This window comes from Comamonas denitrificans (assembly GCF_017368815.1).
Lineage (GTDB): Bacteria > Pseudomonadota > Gammaproteobacteria > Burkholderiales > Burkholderiaceae_C > Comamonas > Comamonas denitrificans.
Map to the genome: position 1 here is coordinate 50480 of NZ_JAFNME010000018.1, position 17729 is coordinate 68208.

General features: G+C 62.1%; 14 protein-coding genes. 8 read left to right on the forward strand and 6 right to left on the reverse strand.

Translation table 11 applies throughout. The annotated features are described in order from the left end of the window. Positions 1–414, forward strand: a complete 414-nt coding sequence (locus tag J1777_RS09335) for a barstar family protein (RefSeq protein WP_207575459.1) — start codon at positions 1–3, stop codon at positions 412–414. A 107-nt stretch (positions 415–521) separates the two neighbouring features. Here J1777_RS09335 and J1777_RS09340 read toward each other — a convergent pair whose 3' ends face one another. Continuing rightward, positions 522–2006: a M20 family metallopeptidase gene (locus J1777_RS09340; protein WP_207575460.1), complete on the reverse strand. Its 1485-nt coding sequence runs from the start codon at positions 2004–2006 to the stop codon at positions 522–524. Between the two features lie 74 nt (positions 2007–2080). Beyond that, on the reverse strand, positions 2081–2815 hold the full coding sequence (locus J1777_RS09345; RefSeq protein ID WP_207575461.1) for a nucleotidyltransferase family protein: 735 nt from the start codon (positions 2813–2815) through the stop codon (positions 2081–2083). Positions 2816–2996: 181 nt separating this feature from the next. Between J1777_RS09345 and tkt the strand changes: the two genes are divergently transcribed. From tkt to J1777_RS09370, 5 genes are all read left to right on the forward strand, one after another. After that, on the forward strand, positions 2997–5018 hold the full coding sequence (gene tkt, locus J1777_RS09350) for a transketolase (RefSeq protein WP_207575462.1): 2022 nt from the start codon (positions 2997–2999) through the stop codon (positions 5016–5018). 43 nt (positions 5019–5061) lie between these two features. Further along, the gene (gene gap / locus J1777_RS09355; protein WP_207575463.1) at positions 5062–6060 is read left to right on the forward strand and encodes a type I glyceraldehyde-3-phosphate dehydrogenase; all 999 of its coding nucleotides are present in this window, start codon (positions 5062–5064) and stop codon (positions 6058–6060) included. A gap of 269 nt (positions 6061–6329) precedes the next feature. Beyond that, the gene (locus J1777_RS09360; RefSeq protein WP_207575464.1) at positions 6330–6650 is read left to right on the forward strand and encodes a DUF485 domain-containing protein; all 321 of its coding nucleotides are present in this window, start codon (positions 6330–6332) and stop codon (positions 6648–6650) included. Beyond that, the gene (locus J1777_RS09365; protein WP_207575465.1) at positions 6647–8332 is read left to right on the forward strand and encodes a cation acetate symporter; all 1686 of its coding nucleotides are present in this window, start codon (positions 6647–6649) and stop codon (positions 8330–8332) included. Before J1777_RS09360 ends, J1777_RS09365 begins: the two co-directional genes overlap by 4 nt. A gap of 377 nt (positions 8333–8709) precedes the next feature. Then, positions 8710–10110, forward strand: a complete 1401-nt coding sequence (locus J1777_RS09370; protein ID WP_207575466.1) for an aspartate ammonia-lyase — start codon at positions 8710–8712, stop codon at positions 10108–10110. 102 nt (positions 10111–10212) lie between these two features. On the opposite strand, the gene J1777_RS09375 is transcribed toward J1777_RS09370, so the two are convergent. Next, positions 10213–10569, reverse strand: coding sequence for an HPF/RaiA family ribosome-associated protein (locus J1777_RS09375; RefSeq protein ID WP_207575467.1), 357 nt, complete (start codon positions 10567–10569; stop codon positions 10213–10215). Positions 10570–10778: 209 nt separating this feature from the next. Here J1777_RS09375 and J1777_RS09380 point away from each other — a divergent pair, with 209 nt between their 5' ends. Beyond that, positions 10779–11651: a gamma-glutamyl-gamma-aminobutyrate hydrolase family protein gene (locus J1777_RS09380; RefSeq protein ID WP_207575468.1), complete on the forward strand. Its 873-nt coding sequence runs from the start codon at positions 10779–10781 to the stop codon at positions 11649–11651. 119 nt (positions 11652–11770) lie between these two features. Then, positions 11771–13180: a sensor histidine kinase gene (locus J1777_RS09385; protein ID WP_207575475.1), complete on the forward strand. Its 1410-nt coding sequence runs from the start codon at positions 11771–11773 to the stop codon at positions 13178–13180. A 49-nt stretch (positions 13181–13229) separates the two neighbouring features. Here the strand turns inward: J1777_RS09385 and rsmA are convergent, their stop codons facing one another. The 3 genes from rsmA to J1777_RS09400 all read right to left on the reverse strand — a co-directional run. After that, positions 13230–14000, reverse strand: a complete 771-nt coding sequence (rsmA, locus tag J1777_RS09390; protein WP_207575469.1) for a 16S rRNA (adenine(1518)-N(6)/adenine(1519)-N(6))-dimethyltransferase RsmA — start codon at positions 13998–14000, stop codon at positions 13230–13232. Next, on the reverse strand, positions 13997–15412 hold the full coding sequence (locus J1777_RS09395) for a peptidylprolyl isomerase (protein ID WP_207575470.1): 1416 nt from the start codon (positions 15410–15412) through the stop codon (positions 13997–13999). The genes rsmA and J1777_RS09395 overlap by 4 nt, the downstream gene beginning before the upstream one ends. A gap of 36 nt (positions 15413–15448) precedes the next feature. Then, a partial coding sequence (locus J1777_RS09400) for an LPS-assembly protein LptD (RefSeq protein ID WP_207575471.1) occupies positions 15449–17729 on the reverse strand: 2281 nt, incomplete at its 5' end.

The window sequence follows — 17729 nt, forward strand, 5'->3', positions numbered from 1 at the left end:
ATGACTGCTGATACCGCCCATTTACTGAGCAACCTCCCACCCCAGGTGGTGCAGTCCATCCGCGCCTTTCGCGTGCCCGACTTGCAAGCCGCCGCGCAGGCCAGCGGCCAGCATTTTCTGTATGCCAACCTGGCCCACATCGACACCAAGGCCGAGGCCCTGGAGCTGATTGGCCAGGAATTTCACCTGCCCGCCTACTTTGGCAAAAACTTTGATGCCCTGTACGACTGCCTGACCACCCCCCTGGCCCGCGCTTGCCAGCAGCCGGGCTTTGTCGTGGTGCTGGACCAACTGCCCGTCACCGCCAAGTTTGACAAAACCGTGCGCGAGCAATTGCTCGATTGCTTTCAGGATGCGGCCGATTTCTGGGCTGAGCAGGGCGTGGCGTTTCGGTGTTTTTATTCGTATTTGTAAAAAACCAAGAGCTGCTACCGCTTTAAATAAAACGTTTTCACGGGTTTAACGCCAAAAATCAAGAAAGCACCTGCGCAAGGTGCTTTCTTTTTTAAAGCTTTGCTGCTTTACCCCGTGGCTGTGGCTGCCGCGTTGGCTGCCATGGCCGCCACCACCTGCGCCACGGCGGCGGTCAGCTTTTTCGCATAGGGCACATGCAAAAACTCGTTCGGGCCGTGGGCGTTGCTTTTGGGGCCGAGCACGCCGCAGACCATCATTTGCGCTTTAGGAAAGCCTTGGCTGAGCATGTTCATCAGCGGAATCGTGCCGCCTTGGCCGATGTAGCCGCAGTCGGCGCCAAAGTGGGCGCGGCTGGCGGCGTGCAGGGCGGTTTCAAACCACGGGGCCATGCCGGGGGCGTTCCAGCCGTTGGCGCTTGAGGCCCCTTCAAAGGTGACTTTGGCGTGGTAGGGCGCGTTGTCTTCCAGCAGGGTTTTGAGTTCTTCCACACAGGTGGCGGCATCGGCCAGCGGCGGCAGGCGCAGGCTCAGTTGAAACGCCGTGTAGGGCCGCAGCACATTGCCCGCATCGCGCAGGGCGGGCAGGCCTTCGGCACCGGTGACGGACAGGGTGGGATGCCAGGTGCGTTGGAGCAGCGCCTGGGCGGGGTCGTCCGTCATGGGCAGGGCAAAACGGGGGCTGCCACTGCCGCAATCGTGCTGCGCCCAGGGGAAGGTGTTCCAGGTGGTGTTGCCCAAAATGGCGGCAGTGGCCTGCGCCTGCTGCACGCGCTCGGTGGGGATGGTGCAGTGAAAGCTGGCGGGCAGGATGCGGCCGGTGGCGCTGTCCTCCAGCCGGTCCAGCACCTGGCGCAGGATGCGAAACGACGAGGGCACCACGCCCGAGGCATCGCCCGAGTGCACACCTTCGGTCAGGATTTGCACTTTGAGGGTGCCGCTGGCCATGCCGCGCAGGCTGGTGGTCAGCCACAGCTGGTCGTAGTTGCCCGCGCCGCTGTCCAGGCAGATCACCAGGCCGATATCGCCCAGCTGGGGTTGGAGTGCGTCGATATAGGGCAGCAGGTCGCCCGAGCCGCTTTCCTCGCTGGTTTCAATCAGGCCGACGATGCGCGGGTGCGGCGTGTTCTGGCTTTTCAGCGCCTGGATGGCGGCAATGCTGGCGTAAATGGCGTAGCCATCGTCTGCGCCGCCCCGGCCGTAGAGTTTGTCGCCCTCGAGCACAGGGGTCCACGGCCCCAGATCGCGGCGCCAGCCGTCAAACTCGGGCTGCTTATCGAGGTGGCCATACATCAGCACCGTGGGACGGCTGGCGGCGTTCTCTTGCGTGCCCGCCACTTCAAAAAACAACAGCGGCGTGCGCCCCGGCAGGCGCAAAATTTCTAGCTTCAGGCCCGCCACCTTTTGCGCCTCCACCCACTGGGCGGCGTTGCGCACCACTTGGTCGAGCAGGCCTTGCTGCTGCCAGTCGGGCGCAAACATGGGCGATTTGGCGGGAATGGCAATGTAGTCCTTGAGCTGGGGCAGGATGCTGCGGTCCCACTGGTGGCTCACTTGCGCCAGCGCCTGGCTGGGGTTGAGGGGGGAGTGCGTCATGGTGAAGTCCGTTGTGCGCAGGAATGCGCAAAAGTGTGCAGAAGAGGGGGCAAAGAGGGGTGAAAATTTTGCGCCTATTGTTGCAACTCGGCCCAGCGCTGGGGCGTGCCCACATCGGTCCAGCGGCCGGTGTAGAGGCTGGCCCCCACCCGCCCGGCATCCATGGCGCGGCGCAGCAGTGGGGCCAGGGGGGCGGCCTGGCCGGTGGGGTTGCCGGGGGCCAGCGCACACCACGGGGCGCTAAACAGTGCCGCTTTGAACAGCCCAATGGTGCTGTAGGTGTAGCGCGGCATGGGGCTGTCGGCAGGAAGGTTGAGCGCCCGGCCAGCGGCCAGGCCAAAGTCGCCCTGCGGGTTGTGCGCTGGGTTGGGCACCAGCCACAGGTGGGCCAGATCGTCGCTGGCGGCAAAGGCGGCATGGGCGGCCGGGTCAAACACAAAGTCTGGCACAAACACATCGCCCGCGGCCAGCCAGAACACCGGCGGCAACTGGGGCAGGGCGCGGGCAATGCCGCCCGCGGTTTCCAGGGCATGGCCAAAATCGTCCTGCTCATGCGAATAGCGCAATTGCAGCGGGCTGCCGCGCCAAGTGGCATCCAGGTGCTGCGGAATGTGTGCGCCCAGCCAGGCGGTATTGATCAGCACCTGCGCCACGCCATCGCGCAGCAGCGCGGCGATGTGCCAATCCAGCAGCGCTCGGCCCTGCACGGGCAGCAGGGGTTTTGGGGTGTGGTCGGTCAGCGGGCGCATGCGCTCACCGCGGCCGGCGGCCAGCAGCATGGCCGCCGGCGAGGAAAAAGAAGGAGTCATACCAGCAAGGAACAAAGCAATGGATACGGCAAGAGCCGTGAATGTAGTGGTTGCCCAGTATCCTCACTTACTACCCCCAAGAACCTGGGCTCTGTAACCACGTGGAAACCCGAGGGCTTTGCGCCGTTAAAATCCGGGGTTTTCTCTCCATTCACTTCCATCCACTCGGAGCTTTTCTCCCATGGCAAACACCCAGACGATGGCCAACGCGATCCGCGCCTTGGCTATGGACGCTGTTCAACAAGCCAAATCCGGCCACCCCGGTGCCCCCATGGGCATGGCCGACATGGCCGTGGCGCTGTGGGGCCAGCATCTGCAGCACAACCCGGCCAACCCGCAGTGGGCCAACCGCGACCGCTTTGTGCTGTCCAACGGCCACGGCTCGATGCTGATTTACGCACTCTTGCACCTGACGGGTTACGCCCTGCCCATTGAAGAGCTGAAAAACTTCCGCCAGCTGGGCAGCAAAACCGCCGGCCACCCCGAAGTGGGCCACACCCCCGGCGTGGAAACCACCACCGGCCCGCTGGGCCAGGGCATTACCAATGCCGTGGGCATGGCGCTGGCTGAAAAGCTGCTGGCCGCGGAGTTCAACCGCGACGGCCACAGCATCGTCGATCACCACACCTACGTCTTTTTGGGCGATGGCTGCCTGATGGAAGGCATCAGCCACGAGGCCTGCGCCCTGGCCGGTGCCTGGAAGCTGAACAAACTGATCGCCCTGTGGGACGACAACGGCATCAGCATCGACGGCCAGGTCACCCCCTGGTTTGGCGACGACACCCCCGCCCGCTTCGAGGCCTATGGCTGGAACGTGATCCGCGCCGTGGATGGTCACAACACCGCCGCCGTCAGCGCCGCCATTGCCCAGGCCAAGCAAAGCGGCGACAAACCCACGCTGATCTGCTGCCGCACCAGCATCGGCTTTGGCTCGCCCAACCGCGCTGGCACCGCCAAGGCGCACGGCGAGCCGCTGGGGGCCGATGAAATCGCCCTGACCCGTGCTGCCCTGGGCTGGAGCCATGGCCCATTTGAAATCCCCGCCGAGGTGTACGCCGATTGGGATGCCAAGGCCGCCGGTGCCCAGCGCGAAGCCGCCTGGAACGAGCGCTTTGCCGCCTACAGCGCCGCCTACCCTGAGCAGGCCGCTGCCTTCACCCGCCGCATGCGCGGCGAGCTGCCCGCCAACTTTGCTGAAATTGCCGCGCAAATTGCCTCGCAGGCGCACGATGAAGCCGCCACCGTGGCCACGCGCAAAGCCAGCCAGCTGGCGCTGGAAGGCCTGACCGCCGCCCTGCCCGAGCTGCTGGGTGGCAGTGCCGACCTGACCGGCTCCAACCTCACCAACACCAAGGGCACCCCCGCCCTGCGCGTGGATGACAAGGGCAACGTGGTGAAAACCGAAGACGGCCAGATTGGCCGCCACATCAACTACGGCGTGCGCGAATTTGGCATGGCCGCCATCATGAACGGCATCACCCTGCACGGTGGCTACATCCCCTACGGCGGCACCTTCATGACGTTCAGCGACTACAGCCGCAACGCCATCCGCATGGCCGCGCTGATGCGCCAGCGCGTCATCCATGTGCTCACGCACGACTCGATTGGCCTGGGCGAAGACGGCCCCACGCACCAGCCCATCGAGCACGCCGCCAGCCTGCGCCTGATTCCGGGCCTGGACGTGTGGCGACCCGCCGACACCGCCGAAACCGCCGTGGCCTGGACGCTGGCCCTGGCCCAGGCCAACCGCCCCACCGCGCTCTTGCTGTCGCGCCAAAACCTGCCCTACCTGGCCAAGAGCGAAGCCGCCCTGGACCAGATCGCCAACGGTGCCTATGTGCTGTCCGAGCCCGAAGGCGGCGCAGCGCAGGCCGTGATCATTGCCACCGGCTCGGAAGTGCAGCTGGCGTTGCAGGCGCAGCAACTGCTGGCGGCCGAGAACATCGCCGTGCGCGTAGTCTCCATGCCCAGCACCAGCGTGTTCGACCGCCAAAGCGACGAAGTGCAAGCGGCCGTGCTGCCCGACGACATCCCACGCATTGCCGTGGAAATGGGCAGCAGCGATGGCTGGTGGAAATACGGCGTCAGTGCCGTCGTTGGCATCGACCGCTTTGGTGACTCGGCCCCCGCGCCGGTGCTGTTCGAGCACTTTGGCTTTACCGCCGCCAACGTGGCGGCCACCGTCAAGCAAGTGCTGGCTTAAGTTTTTTTTTCTCTCGCCATTTATCCAGAAAGTAGAGGCAACTATGGCTATCAAGATTGGTATCAACGGTTTTGGCCGCATTGGCCGCATGGTGTTCCGCGCGTGCGTGCAGAACTTCTCGGACATCGAAGTGGTCGGCATCAACGACCTGCTGGAGCCCGACTACCTGGCCTACATGCTCAAGTACGACAGCGTGCATGGCCGCTTCAAGGGCGATGTGGCCGTCAAGGATGGCAACCTGGTGGTGAATGGCAAAACCATCCGCCTGACGCAAGAGCGCGACCCGGCCAATCTGAAGTGGGGCGAAGTCGGTGCCGACGTGGTGATTGAAGCCACCGGCCTGTTCCTGGACGATGCCAGCGCCCGCAAGCACATTGCTGCCGGTGCCAAAAAGGTGCTGATGTCGGCCCCCTCCAAGGACAGCACCCCCATGTTCGTCTTTGGCGTGAACCACGCCGAGTACGCCGGCCAGGACATCGTCTCCAACGCCAGCTGCACCACCAACTGCCTGGCCCCCGTGGCCAAGGTGCTGAACGACAAGTGGGGCATCAAGCGCGGCCTGATGACCACCGTGCACGCAGCGACCGCCACGCAAAAAACCGTGGACGGCCCCAGCAACAAAGACTGGCGCGGTGGCCGTGGCATTCTGGAAAACATCATCCCCAGCAGCACTGGCGCGGCCAAGGCGGTGGGCGTGGTGATTCCGGCGCTGAACAAAAAGCTCACCGGCATGAGCTTCCGCGTGCCCACCTCCGACGTTTCGGTGGTCGATTTGACCGTCGAGCTGGAAAAAGAAGCCGACTACAAAGACATCTGCGCTGAAATGAAAGCCCAGTCCGAAGGCGCTTTGAAAGGCGTGTTGGCCTACACCGAAGACAAAGTGGTGGCCACCGACTTCCGTGGCGAAAGCTGCACCAGCGTGTTCGACGCTGAAGCCGGCATTGCCCTGGACAAAACCTTCCTGAAAGTCGTGGCCTGGTACGACAACGAATGGGGCTACTCCAACAAGTGCCTGGAAATGGTGCGCGTGATTGCCAAGTAAGCCGGCACCGTGGTCAATATAAAACCATAGCTTGTTGCGCTTGTAAATAAAGGATTTCAACATCAAAACATATTGAAATCCTTATAAACAAAGCGCTAAAAGATCGCAAAAAAAGCCAGTGCGCAAGTGCTGGCTTTTTTTATGCGGGTAAACCCCTGGAAATGTCCCAAAAACCCCAGAGATTGACACCATAGAATCCCCTGCGCGACATTGCTGCACTGCAGCAATTTGCTGTGATACCGAGAACAGTCATTCATCCAGGGAGCCCTATGTCCAATCCTTTGTACGAACACATCAAGCGCGATCCGCGCTACACCGAGCTGGTGCAGCGGCGCGGGCGCTTTGCCGCCACGCTGGCGCTGCTGGTGATCGTGGTTTTTTTCAGCTTTGTGCTGCTGGTGGCGTTTGCCCCGCAGGTGATTGCCATCCGCCTGTTTGAGGGGAGCCACCTGACGGTGGGCATCGCGCTGGGCTTTGCGCAGTTTGTCTTTTTCTGTGCCCTGACCTGGGTGTACGTGCGCCGCGCCAATGGCGAATTTGACGTTTTGAACGCACAAATTGTGCAAGATGCCCTGAGGAAAACCGCATGACCCGCTTACGCACGCATTCCTGGCTGCGCAATGCGGCCGCCGTGGCCCTGCTGGCCACGCCTGCCCTGGCGCTGGCCGCCCCCGACCTGGGCGCAGCCCAAAAGCAGCCGCTCAACTGGCACGCCATTGGCATGTTTTTTGCCTTTGTGCTGATGACGCTGGGCATCACCTACTGGGCCGCGGGGCGCTCTAAATCGGCCTCGGATTTTTACACCGCCGGTGGCGGCATCACCGGCAAGCAAAACGGCCTGGCGATTGCCGGTGACTTCATGTCGGCCGCCACGCTGCTGGGCCTGACGGCCATGATCTACGGCGACGGTGTGGATGGCTACATCTACATGGTGGCCTTTTTTGTGGGCTGGCCCATCATTTTGTTTTTGATGGCCGAGCGCCTGCGCAACCTGGGCAAGTTCACCTTTGCCGACATCACCGCCTACCGCCTGAGCCAAGGCCCGGTGCGCACCATGGCGGCCATCAGCTCGCTCACGGTGGTGTGCTTCTACCTGGTGGCGCAAATGGTGGGGGCTGGTCAGCTGATCAAGCTGCTGTTTGGTCTGGACTACAACGTGGCCCTGGTGGTGGTGGGCGTGCTGATGATGGTCTATGTGATCTTTGGCGGCATGGTGGCCACGACCTGGGTGCAGATCATCAAGGCCTGCATGCTGCTGGCCGGTGGCACGGCCATCATGCTGCTGGCGTTTGCGCAGTTTGGCTTTAGCCTGGATACGCTGCTGACCAAGGCCATGGAAGTGCACCGCCTGGGCACCAACATGCTCTCGCCGGGCAAGCTGCTGGCCGATCCGGTCACCGCCCTGTCCATGGGGTTGGGCCTGATGTTTGGTATCGCTGGTCTGCCGCACATTCTGATGCGCTTTTTTACCGTGACCAACGCCCAAGAGGCGCGCAAATCGGTGTTCTACGCCTCGGGCATCATTGCTTTCTTCTTCAACGTGATCGCCATCATGGGCCTGAGCGCCATCGTGCTGGTGGGCACCAACCCCGAGTTTTTTGAGGGTGGCGTGGTCGGCGGCAAGCTGATTGGCGGCGGCAACATGGTGGCGCTGCACCTGGCCAAGGCCGCTGGTGGCAACCTGCTGCTGGGCTTTTTGTCTGCGGTGGCCTTTGCGACGATTTTGGCCGTGGTGGCGGGCTTGGCGCTGGCCGGTGCCTCGGCCATTTCGCACGACCTGTATGCCCGCGTGATCATGAAAGGCAAGGCCAGCGAGTCCAGCGAAATCCGCGTCTCCAAGATCGCCACGCTGGGCCTGGGCGTGGTGGCGGTGCTGCTGGGCATGGCCTTTGAAAAGATGAACGTGGCCTTTATGGTGGCCCTGGCGTTTGGCGTGGCCTCGTGTGCCAACTTCCCCGTGCTGCTCATGTCCATGTACTGGAAGGGGCTGACCACGCGCGGTGCCCTGGTGGGAGGCTACACCGGCTTGATCAGCTCGGTGCTGTTCGTGGTGTTCTCCAAATCGGTTTGGGTGGATGTGCTGGGCAACCCCGCCCCGCTGTTCCCCTACACCCAACCGGCCCTGTTTGCCATGCCGTTGGCTTTCCTGGCGATTTATGTGTTCTCCAAGCTGGACACCAGCGCCCAGGCCCAGGCCGAACGGGCTGCGTTTGACGACCAGTACGTGCGCGCCCAAACCGGCGTAGGGGCGGCCAGCGCTGCGGCGCACTGATTCGGCAGATGGCTGCTGTCCTTGCAAAAGAGCTGCGCGAGCGCAGCTCTTTTTTTATGGCTGGGCGCATTTTTATCGCACTGCCTTGCAGGGAAATGCGAAAAAAACAACTTAATAATGCATTTTAAGAATAGTTGTGATTATAAATGAGGCAATAAATTGACTTTTGCACCATAGTGAATCAAATCACCCAAGGTTATGCACCAAACATGTGCAGCTCATGCACCAGGGGTTTGATAATTCAGCTTCCGCCTTGTCCCTCTGGGCCGTTGCCTGCGCAACGCCGAACGACCCAGAGGAACAAGGCGTTGCTACGTCAGGCTGGGCCTGCAGCGCAGCGTCTATTGGTTTTATTTTTTGACAGTGAGAAACACACCATGCGCCAAGAAAGCGACTTCCTCGGTTCCAAAGATTTGCCTGATACCGCCTACTGGGGCGTGCACGCGGCCCGTGCGGTGGAGAACTTCCCCATCACCGGCCACAGCGTGGCGCAAATGCCCCACCTGATCCGCGCGTTCGCCTATGTGAAAAAAGCGGCGGCTGCGGCCAACCTGAGCCTGGGCACCATCAATGCCCAGCAGGCCCAGGCCATCGCCCAAGCCTGCGATGACGTGGCCACCGGCATGCTGGATGCGCATTTCGTCGTGGACGTGCTGCAAGGCGGCGCAGGCACTTCGACCAATATGAATGCCAACGAAGTGATTGCCAACCGGGCGCTGGAAATCATCGGCCAACCCAAAGGCGCTTATGACGTGATTCACCCCAATGACCACGTGAACGCTTCGCAATCGACCAACGACACCTACCCCACGGCGGTGAAGCTGGCCACTTACTTTGGCATTCAAGATTTGCTGGCCGCCTTGGCCGCGCTGCGCGGGGCTTTCCAGGTGAAAGCGGAAGAGTTTAAAAATATTCTAAAAATTGGCCGCACCCAGCTGCAAGATGCCGTGCCCATGACCTTGGGCCAAGAATTTACCGCCTTCGCCTCGATGATTGCCGCCGACGAAAAACGCCTGCGCGAATCGGCCAGCCTGCTGTGCGAAATCAACATGGGCGGCACCGCCATTGGCACCGGCATCAACGCCCCCGTGGGCTACGCCGATGTGGTCACCGCCAAGTTGGCCGAGTTTTCCGGCGTGCCCGTCGTCAAAGCCGAGGACATGATTGCCGCCACCGCCGATACCGGGGTATTTGCCGATATTTCGGGCATTTTGAAGCGCATCGCCGTCAAGCTCTCCAAGATCAGCAACGATTTGCGCCTGCTGTCGTCCGGCCCGCAGGCCGGCGTGGGGGATATCAAGCTGCCGGCCCGCCAGGCGGGCTCGTCCATCATGCCCGGCAAGGTCAATCCGGTGATTCCGGAAGTGGTGAGCATTGCCTGCTTTGAAGCCATTGGCAACGATGCCGCCATCACCATGGCCGTCGAAGCCGGGCAATTGCAGCTCAACGCGTTTGAGCCGCTCATGGCCTGGGCCCTGCACAAAAGCCTGCGCCACCTGGCCGCTGCCTGCCGCACGCTGCAAGTGCATTGCGTCGAAGGCATCGAGGCCAACACGGTGCTGCTGGATGCGCGCATCAACGAATCGGTCACCCTGGTCACGGCGCTGAACCCGCTGATTGGCTACGAAAAAGCCGCCAAGATTGCCAAAGCCGCCATCGCCACGGGCAAGCCCATTGCCCAGGTGGCCGAAGACCTGGGCATCATGAGCCGGGAGAAAATGCAGGCGTTGCTGGTGGTCGATACGCTGACCGCCCCTGGGGCCCTGCGCGCCAGCTAAGATCGTGAACACGTTCTAAGGCCCATGGCCATAAACAAACAGGCCCTCGCAAGAGGGCCTGTTTGTTTACCGGTGCCTTATGGTTAAGGCTGGGCGGTTGTTTTACACCGTGTCTTCCACCCCGCGAACGCTTTCACGCCCGTTTTTGTCTTTGACTTTGTCAAGGTCGGTTTCTACGGCACGGCGCAGTTTCTCAAGGGCGGCGGTGAAAGCATCTTTCACCTTCTCGGCCTCGGCATTCACCGCAATGGGTGGACGGCCATTGGCGCGGGTCTCGAGTACGCATTTTTTCCCGGGACCGCCTGTGCCTTTCAGGGCATCGACCCCGGAGAGGAAGACCTCCACGCGCACTACGTATTCTTTCAGGCGGGAGAGCTTGGCATTGATCTCCTCTTGGGCCCATTGCGCCAGGGAGTCACCGCCCTGGATGGAATCGTCGGCATGAACTTGTACTTGCATGCATATCCTCCTTGTGCTTGCTGCACTGCACACCATGGCGCAGTGCCAAAACCGGTGGAGCCTGTGGGATGAGCGGCTTTTCCACCGACCTGGGTACATCCTAAACCCAAAATACCCGGACGCAAGCCATCTTGAAGAAGAATTGCCCTGAGGTGACAAAACCCCTTCCTCGGGTTACAACCAACGCACCGCTTTGCCGGGTTTACCGAATGTCTGCACCTGCTTCTCATCGTTTAAAAATTGGCCTCTCGGCCTGCTTTTCCCATGCCGATGCCACGCGGCCGCTGTTTACGGGCAAAACGCTGCAGTACGTCGAGCAGTCGATTGCCCACTGGATCATGTCCGCCGGGGCCATGGTGGTGATGGTGCCCTGCCCGACCGGAGAAACGGCCAAGGGCGATGTCAGTTTGGCGCATTACGCCGATTGGCTCGATGGCGTGGTCATGCACGGCGGTGCCGATGTGTGGCCCGGCAGCTATGGCGAAGAGCCCCTGCGCCCCGAGTGGTTGGGCGACCGGGTGCGCGATTTGTACGATCTGGCGGTGGTCGAGGCCTTCAGCCAGGCCGGCAAGCCCATTTTTGGGGTGTGCCGGGGCTTGCAACTCATCAACGTGGCGTTTGGCGGCACGCTCTACCAAGATATTTTGACCCAGGTGCCTGGGGCCCAGGTACACCGCAATGCCCATGCCTACGACCGCCACCAGCACGATATTGAGGTGGTGGACGGCTCGCACCTGGCCCGGCTCTATCCCGGCGTGCGCACGGCGCGGGTCAATAGCATCCACCACCAAGCGATTAAGGACGTGGCCCCGGGCTTTGCCGTGGATGCCTGGAGCATGCCCGATGGCATTGCCGAGGCGATTTACCGCCAAAACCGCAGCAAAAGCTATGTGGCTGCGACCCAATGGCACCCAGAGTTTGAAATTGCGGAATGCCCCACGCTCAACAGCCGGCCTTTGCTGGATGATTTTTTGGCCGCCTGTGCCTTGGCCAAGCAGCGCCCGGCCCGCAGCCACAGCCCCTTTCAGATTCGTGACCGGGCGGCCCGTTTGCTGCGGCGGGCCTTGCTGCGCATACGCTAAAATATTGATAGCTGTAACCGCTTCATTCACCATTGCAAAAGCGCAAAAATACTAAAAAAAATGTTCTCAAAATTTTCCAACGGGAACAGCGTTCCTTGTTTGGCGAAATTTTGGATTGGATGCTCACGCCCCTGTTATTGCTGTGGCCGCTGAGCTTGGCGCTGACGTGGCTGGTGGCGCAATCCTTGGCCAACAAGCCGTTTGACCGGGCTTTGGAATACAACGCCCATGCCTTGGCCCAGCAGGTGCGCATCGAGTCCGATGGCCGCGTTGGTTTTAACCAAGCTTTGGCGGCCTACGAAGTGCTGCGCACGGACGATGCCGATTTGATGTACTACCAAATCAGCCATCTGGATGGCACCTGGATTGCCGGTGAGCATGACTTTCCCAGTGTGCAGCGCAGCCCCAGCCTGCCCCCCCTGGGGCAAGTGCAGCTGCGCGATGATGAGTTGCGCGGCATCCCCATCCGGATTGCCGCCTTGTGGATTGCGCTGCCCTTGCCCTCGGCGGGGCAGGTGCTGGTGCAAGTGGCAGAAACACGGGAAAAGCGCAGCATGCTGGCCGCTGAAATCATCAAAGGCGTGATGCTGCCGCAATTTGCCATCCTGCCGCTGGCCGTGCTGCTGGTGTGGCTGGCGCTGGCGCGGGGCATTCAGCCCCTGCACCGGCTGGAGGAGCGCATTCGTGCCCGCAAGCCCGAAGACCTCTCGCCGCTCAATTCCCGCGCTGTACCGCAAGAGGTGCTGCCCTTGGTGGAGGCGGTGAACGATTTGCTGCAGCGCTTGAATGAATCGCTGGGCACGCAAAAACGCTTTTTGGCCGATGCGGCGCACCAGCTCAAAACACCGTTGGCTGGGCTGCGCATGCAGGCCGACTTGGCCCTGCGCCTGGATGTGAGCGCCGAGGAGTTAAAGCGCTCTTTGCAGCTCATTGGCCGCTCCAGCATGCGGGCCACGCACACGGTGAACCAATTGCTGGCCTTGGCCCGTGCCGAAGTGGGCAGCGCCAGCTTGCAGCATGAGCCGTGCAATTTGGTCGCGCTGATGGTGACCGTGGTGCAAGAGGTGCTGCCCCTGGCCTCGGCCAAAAATACCGATTTGGGCTACGAGGGGGCCGAGGAGGACGACCCCGGCGTTTGGGTCATGGGCAACCCCACGCTGCTGCAAGAGATGATGAGCAATTTGATTACCAACGCCATCCACTACAGCCCCTCCACCCCCGAGCGCCCGGCCGTGGTGACCGCCCGGGTGCTGCCCGAGCGTTTTAGCGCCCATGTGGTGCTCCAGGTGGAAGACAACGGCCCGGGGATTGGTGCGGAGGAAAAAGAGCTGGTACTGCAGCCCTTTTACCGTGCCCTGGGCAATGAGGCCGATGGCTCGGGCCTGGGCCTGCCCATCGTGCAAGAGATTGCGGCCCAGCATGGGGGTGAGCTGCTCATTTTGGATGCCCACCCAGAGAAAAAGCCGCCGGGCACCTGCATGACGGTGCGCCTGGCCACGATCGAGGCACCCGCCAGCAACGAAGCGTAGTGTGCCGGCGGCGCGGCAATGCATGGTGTTTTAGAACGTGAACACGTTCTTAGCTCAGGGCTGCGGCCAAGGCTTGGTATTCTGCGCCGCTGACTTCTTCGGCACGGCGCTGCAGATCGAAAGCACCCGAAAAAGATTTTTCATCCAGCCAGCGTCCCAAGGTGTTGCGCAAAATTTTTCGGCGTTGGCTAAAGGCCACCTGCACCAACTCTTCCAGGACTGCGCGGTTGAGCACGGCCGGGGCGCTGCGCGGCAGCATGCGCACCACGGCGCTATTGACTTTGGGCGGGGGGTTGAAACTTTCCGGGGGCACAAACAGTACGTTTTCCATAGCGTAGCGCCATTGCAGCATCACGCTAAGGCGGCCATAGTCGCTGGTAGCTGGCGCAGCCACCATGCGGTCTATTACCTCTTTTTGTAGCATGAAGTGCTGGTCTTGCACCGCATCGACATGGTCGAGCAGGTGGAACAAGATGGGGCTGGAAATGTTGTACGGCAGATTGCCTACGACGCGCAGTTTGGGTGCGCCCAGGGCGTGCGCCAAGGCGGTGAAATCGACTTTGAGGACATCGCTTTCCACCACATTCAGGCCTTGGCGGCCGCGCAGGCGGGTGGCCAGGTCGCGGTCCAGCTCAATCACGGTCAGTTGCCCCAGGCGCTCGAGCAAGGGCTTGGTCAGGGCCATCAGGCCAGGGCCAATTTCCACCATGGGCTGGCCCGCTTGCGGTGCAATGGCGCGCACGATGTTGTCGATGATGGCCCCATCGACCAGAAAATTCTGGCCAAAGCGCTTGCGGGCGATGTGCTTGGGCTGGTTCACAGGCCGCGTTCCTCGGTGTTGCGGTATTCCACGTAGGCTTGGCTGCGCAGCTCTTGCAGCCAAGTGGCGTAGGCTTTTTCAACTTTTTCTTCGCGCACCACGTTGCGCAGCATTTCGCGCTGTTGGCGGGGGTTCAGGGTGGCTTGGCGGCGCTCTTCCAAGGTAATCAAATGCACGCCAAAACGCGAGACGATGGGTTGGCTGATTTCGCCGGGCTGCAGGCGGTTGAGCGCGTCTTCAAACTCGGGCACGAATTGGCCAGGGCTGGACCAGCCCAGATCGCCGCCTTGGGGGGCACTGCCGTCTTGGGAGTACTGCTGGGCCAATTGGGCAAAACTGGCCTGGCCACGCTCAATGCGCTGGCGCAGTTCTTGCAGTTGGGCGGCCGCCTGGGTTTCGGTCAGCTGGGCGGAAGGGCGCAGCAAGATGTGGCGGGCGTGGTTTTGTGTGACCACGCTGGGCACGCCAGCGGTGCGTTTATCGAGCACCACCAAGATATGAAAGCCTGCGGACGTGCGCAGGGGGCCGACCAGCCCGCCTTCGGGGGTATTGCCCACGGCTTGCACAAAGGCTTGCGGGTAACGCTCCAGCGGGCGCAGGCCCATTTCGGGTTCGCCCGCATCGGAATAGCGCTTGGCTGCTGTGGGCAAGTCCATGCCATTGCGCAGTGCTTGCACGGCCTGTTCGGCGCGCTGCTCCAGCTCACGCACCTGGGTGGCGCTGGCGTTTTCAGGCACCGCCACCAGGATGTGGCCCAGGTTGAGCGCTTGCGCTGGGCCTTGGTCGGGGCGCTGGTTTTGTTTGGCCAGGTATTGGTCAATGTCTTGCTCGGAGACTTTGACACGGCTATCGACATCGCGTTCGCGCAGGCGCTGCATTAGCAGCTGGTCGCGAATTTCGCGGCGAAAGCGCGCTTCGCTGATGCCTTGGCGGCGCAACTCGGCCTGCAAGTCCGCCAGTGTGCCCCCGCTTTGCTGGGCCACGTTGGTGACGGCCTGGGTCACGGCCAGGTCATCGACTTGAATGCCCGTTTCCAGGGCGTGCTGCACCTGGGCTTTTTCGACAATCAGGCGCTCGAGCACTTCGGGGGCCAGCTGCTCGGGGGTGGGCAGCGTTTGCACGCCTTGGTCTTGCATGGCGCGCAGAACGCGCTCAGTGCGGGTTTGCACATCGTTGCGGGTAATGGGCTCGGAATTGACCACCGCCACAATAAAGTCAGCCGTGCGGGGGCCGGCCACCGGGGTGGGGGTGGCCGATTGTTGTAGGGCCTGCTGCAACTGGGTGGGGGTGGCGGCACCAGTTTTGGCCCCTTTTGCTGTTTTTTCTGCCGGGGCGGCGGTGCTGGCACAGGCCAGGGTCAGGCAGGCAAAGCCCAGAGCAATCTGATGGGGCAGGGTTTTCAAGCAAAGCATCGTGATGGGCAAAAAGCGGTAAAAGCAAAAGGGGGGTTAATCGTAGTTGCTAAAGCGGCTGGGTGCTGCCGGGTTTTGGCTGCGCAGGCTTTGGTAGCCGGGCACATGTTCTTGCAGGCTGGACAAGGGGTCGGCCCCCAGGCTCAGGCGCGAGAAGCCAACAAACTCTAGCTGAAACAGCAGGCGCGTATTGGCCTGGGTGAGGCTGCTTTGCAGGCGCTCAATGACCACGCGGCCAATCCAGCAGCAGCTGTCGTATTCAAAGCCGACCACGGTGTCCACCAGTTTTTTGTCGTGCAGGCTGTAGTTCAAGCGGCCTACGCTAAACCAGCGGCCTTTGGGGGCGGCGCTGGGGTTGGTGCTAAAGGCTTGGGCGGCGGCGTTCAGTGGCCATTGCCAGCCCAGGTCGATTTGCTCGCTGCCCTGGTTGGCAATTTGGGCGCTGTTTTCGCGCTGGTAGCGGTAGGCGGCGCTGATGACCTTGAAGGGCCCCGGGCTGTAGCGTGCGGTCATGGCCGAGCGGGTAGTGCGCTCTATATCGCGGTTGTACTGCACGGTGGCATCGGTGGCCCAGCGGTGGTTCCACTTCAGACCAGCGCCGACCAAGATATCCGACCAGCCTTTGCGCCCCGCTGTGTCATAGCCCAGCGTGGTGCGCTGATCGGCCAGACGCAGGCGCTGGGCAACGCCAAAGCGGGCCACTTCGGCACCGGTATCGGCCCGCAGGTAGCGCGTGGTCAGGCCCACGGTGACCATGTGGTTGTCGGCAATGCGATCGTGCCCGGTGTAGCTGTTTTCACTGTAGATGCTGCTCAGGTTGAAGTCCGACAGCGCAGTGTCATACAGCGGCAGCATGGATTGGTCGCGGTAGGGCGTATAGGTGTAGAACGCACGCGGCTCCAGCGTTTGCACGTAGTTGCGGCCGCGTACTTGGGTGGGGCGCTCAAAAATCAAACCACTATCGACGCTGACCGTCGGGACCATGAGCGAGCGGCTGCTGGCCCGGCCCGGTTGCGCGTTGTCAAAGCGGTAGTTGGCCGCCTGCATCTTGAGCTTGGGCGTCACAAAGCCACCGGGGCGCAAGAAGGGGCGGGCCACCTGGGCAGCAAAGTAGCTGCGCTGGCCGTTGTCGATGTGCTGGCGCTCATCAATGGTGCGGGCGCGGTAGCGGGTGGTGTCGGCCTCCAGGCTCCAGTCCAGCCCCAGCGGGGCGTGCAGGGCCTGTGGGCTGTAGCGCCATTGCAACTGGGGCAGGCGGTCAAACGGCGGAGCGATGGGGCTGTCCACGTCCTGCAGGGTTTGCCATTTTTGCGCCCGCGCCAGCAGGTTGTGGCCATCGCGGCCCCAGGACAGGGTGCCGTAGCTTTCGATCAGGCGCTCATTGGTCAGGCCATCGCGGCTGGGCAGAGAAAAATCGCGCCAGTAGTCGTTGTCGCTGACGCGGTGGATTTTCCAATCGGCGTTCAGGCCCGCAACGAGGGGCGACAAATCGGCCTGGTTGCGCCACGCCACCGACCAGCGATCGCGTTCGCGCAGGCGGTCGTTGGCCATGTGGTTGAGGGTGAGGTCGCCGCTGAAGTCCCGCTCCAAGTAGCGAAATTCGGCCCCCAGATTCACCCCGCGCTTGCTCATGAGGGTGGGGGTGAGGGTGGCATCGCGGTTGGGCGCAATGTTCCAGTAATAGGGCTGGCTGATTTCAAAACCGCTGACGCTGTCGATGCCAATGGTGGGCGGCAGCAGGCCGGATTTGCGCTTGTCCGATAGCGGAAAGCTCACCCGTGGCACGGGCAAGAGGGGAATGCCTTTGAATTTCAGCACGCCCCCGTGGGCCACGCCGGTATCGGTGGCGCGGTCCAGTTCGATGCGCTGGGCCTGCAGCACCCAGTCGGGGGCCCAGCTGTCGCTGTCATCGCGCTGGCAGGTGGTGTAGGTGGCCTGGTGGATGGTCGAGCGCTCGCGGCTGAGAAACTCGACGCGCTGGGCATCGCCATGGCCCTGGGTGTCCAGAAACTGGTAGGACGCTTCGGTGAAGTCCCCCTGAAAGGCATCGACTTGCAGTTTGAGCTGGGCACCCTGGTAAATATTGCCGCCCCGGTTGATGTGGACGTTGCCCTGGGCGGTGACGGTGTCGTCGGCCAGGGTGTATTGCGCCTCATCGGCGCGGATGACGGTGTCGCCCCGGCGCAGCTGCACATGGCCTTTCAAGCGGGCGCGGATGTCGGTTTGGCCCTCAAAGTGGTCGGCTTGCACATAGGTGGGCAGCTGGCCACGGGTTTCTGGGGGGAGTGTTTCCTGCAGCCGGGGGCTGGCTTTGAGC

Bases quoted from the DNA above. Each gene is read 5' to 3' on its own strand.
- J1777_RS09335 (WP_207575459.1), top strand. From the start codon at position 1: ATGACTGCTGATACCGCCCATTTACTGAGCAACCTCCCACCCCAGGTG.
- J1777_RS09340 (WP_207575460.1), bottom strand. From the start codon at position 2,006: ATGACGCACTCCCCCCTCAACCCCAGCCAGGCGCTGGCGCAAGTGAGC.
- J1777_RS09345 (WP_207575461.1), bottom strand. From the start codon at position 2,815: ATGACTCCTTCTTTTTCCTCGCCGGCGGCCATGCTGCTGGCCGCCGGC.
- tkt (WP_207575462.1), top strand. From the start codon at position 2,997: ATGGCAAACACCCAGACGATGGCCAACGCGATCCGCGCCTTGGCTATG.
- gap (WP_207575463.1), top strand. From the start codon at position 5,062: ATGGCTATCAAGATTGGTATCAACGGTTTTGGCCGCATTGGCCGCATG.
- J1777_RS09360 (WP_207575464.1), top strand. From the start codon at position 6,330: ATGTCCAATCCTTTGTACGAACACATCAAGCGCGATCCGCGCTACACC.
- J1777_RS09365 (WP_207575465.1), top strand. From the start codon at position 6,647: ATGACCCGCTTACGCACGCATTCCTGGCTGCGCAATGCGGCCGCCGTG.
- J1777_RS09370 (WP_207575466.1), top strand. From the start codon at position 8,710: ATGCGCCAAGAAAGCGACTTCCTCGGTTCCAAAGATTTGCCTGATACC.
- J1777_RS09375 (WP_207575467.1), bottom strand. From the start codon at position 10,569: ATGCAAGTACAAGTTCATGCCGACGATTCCATCCAGGGCGGTGACTCC.
- J1777_RS09380 (WP_207575468.1), top strand. From the start codon at position 10,779: ATGTCTGCACCTGCTTCTCATCGTTTAAAAATTGGCCTCTCGGCCTGC.
- J1777_RS09385 (WP_207575475.1), top strand. From the start codon at position 11,771: ATGCTCACGCCCCTGTTATTGCTGTGGCCGCTGAGCTTGGCGCTGACG.
- J1777_RS09395 (WP_207575470.1), bottom strand. From the start codon at position 15,412: ATGCTTTGCTTGAAAACCCTGCCCCATCAGATTGCTCTGGGCTTTGCC.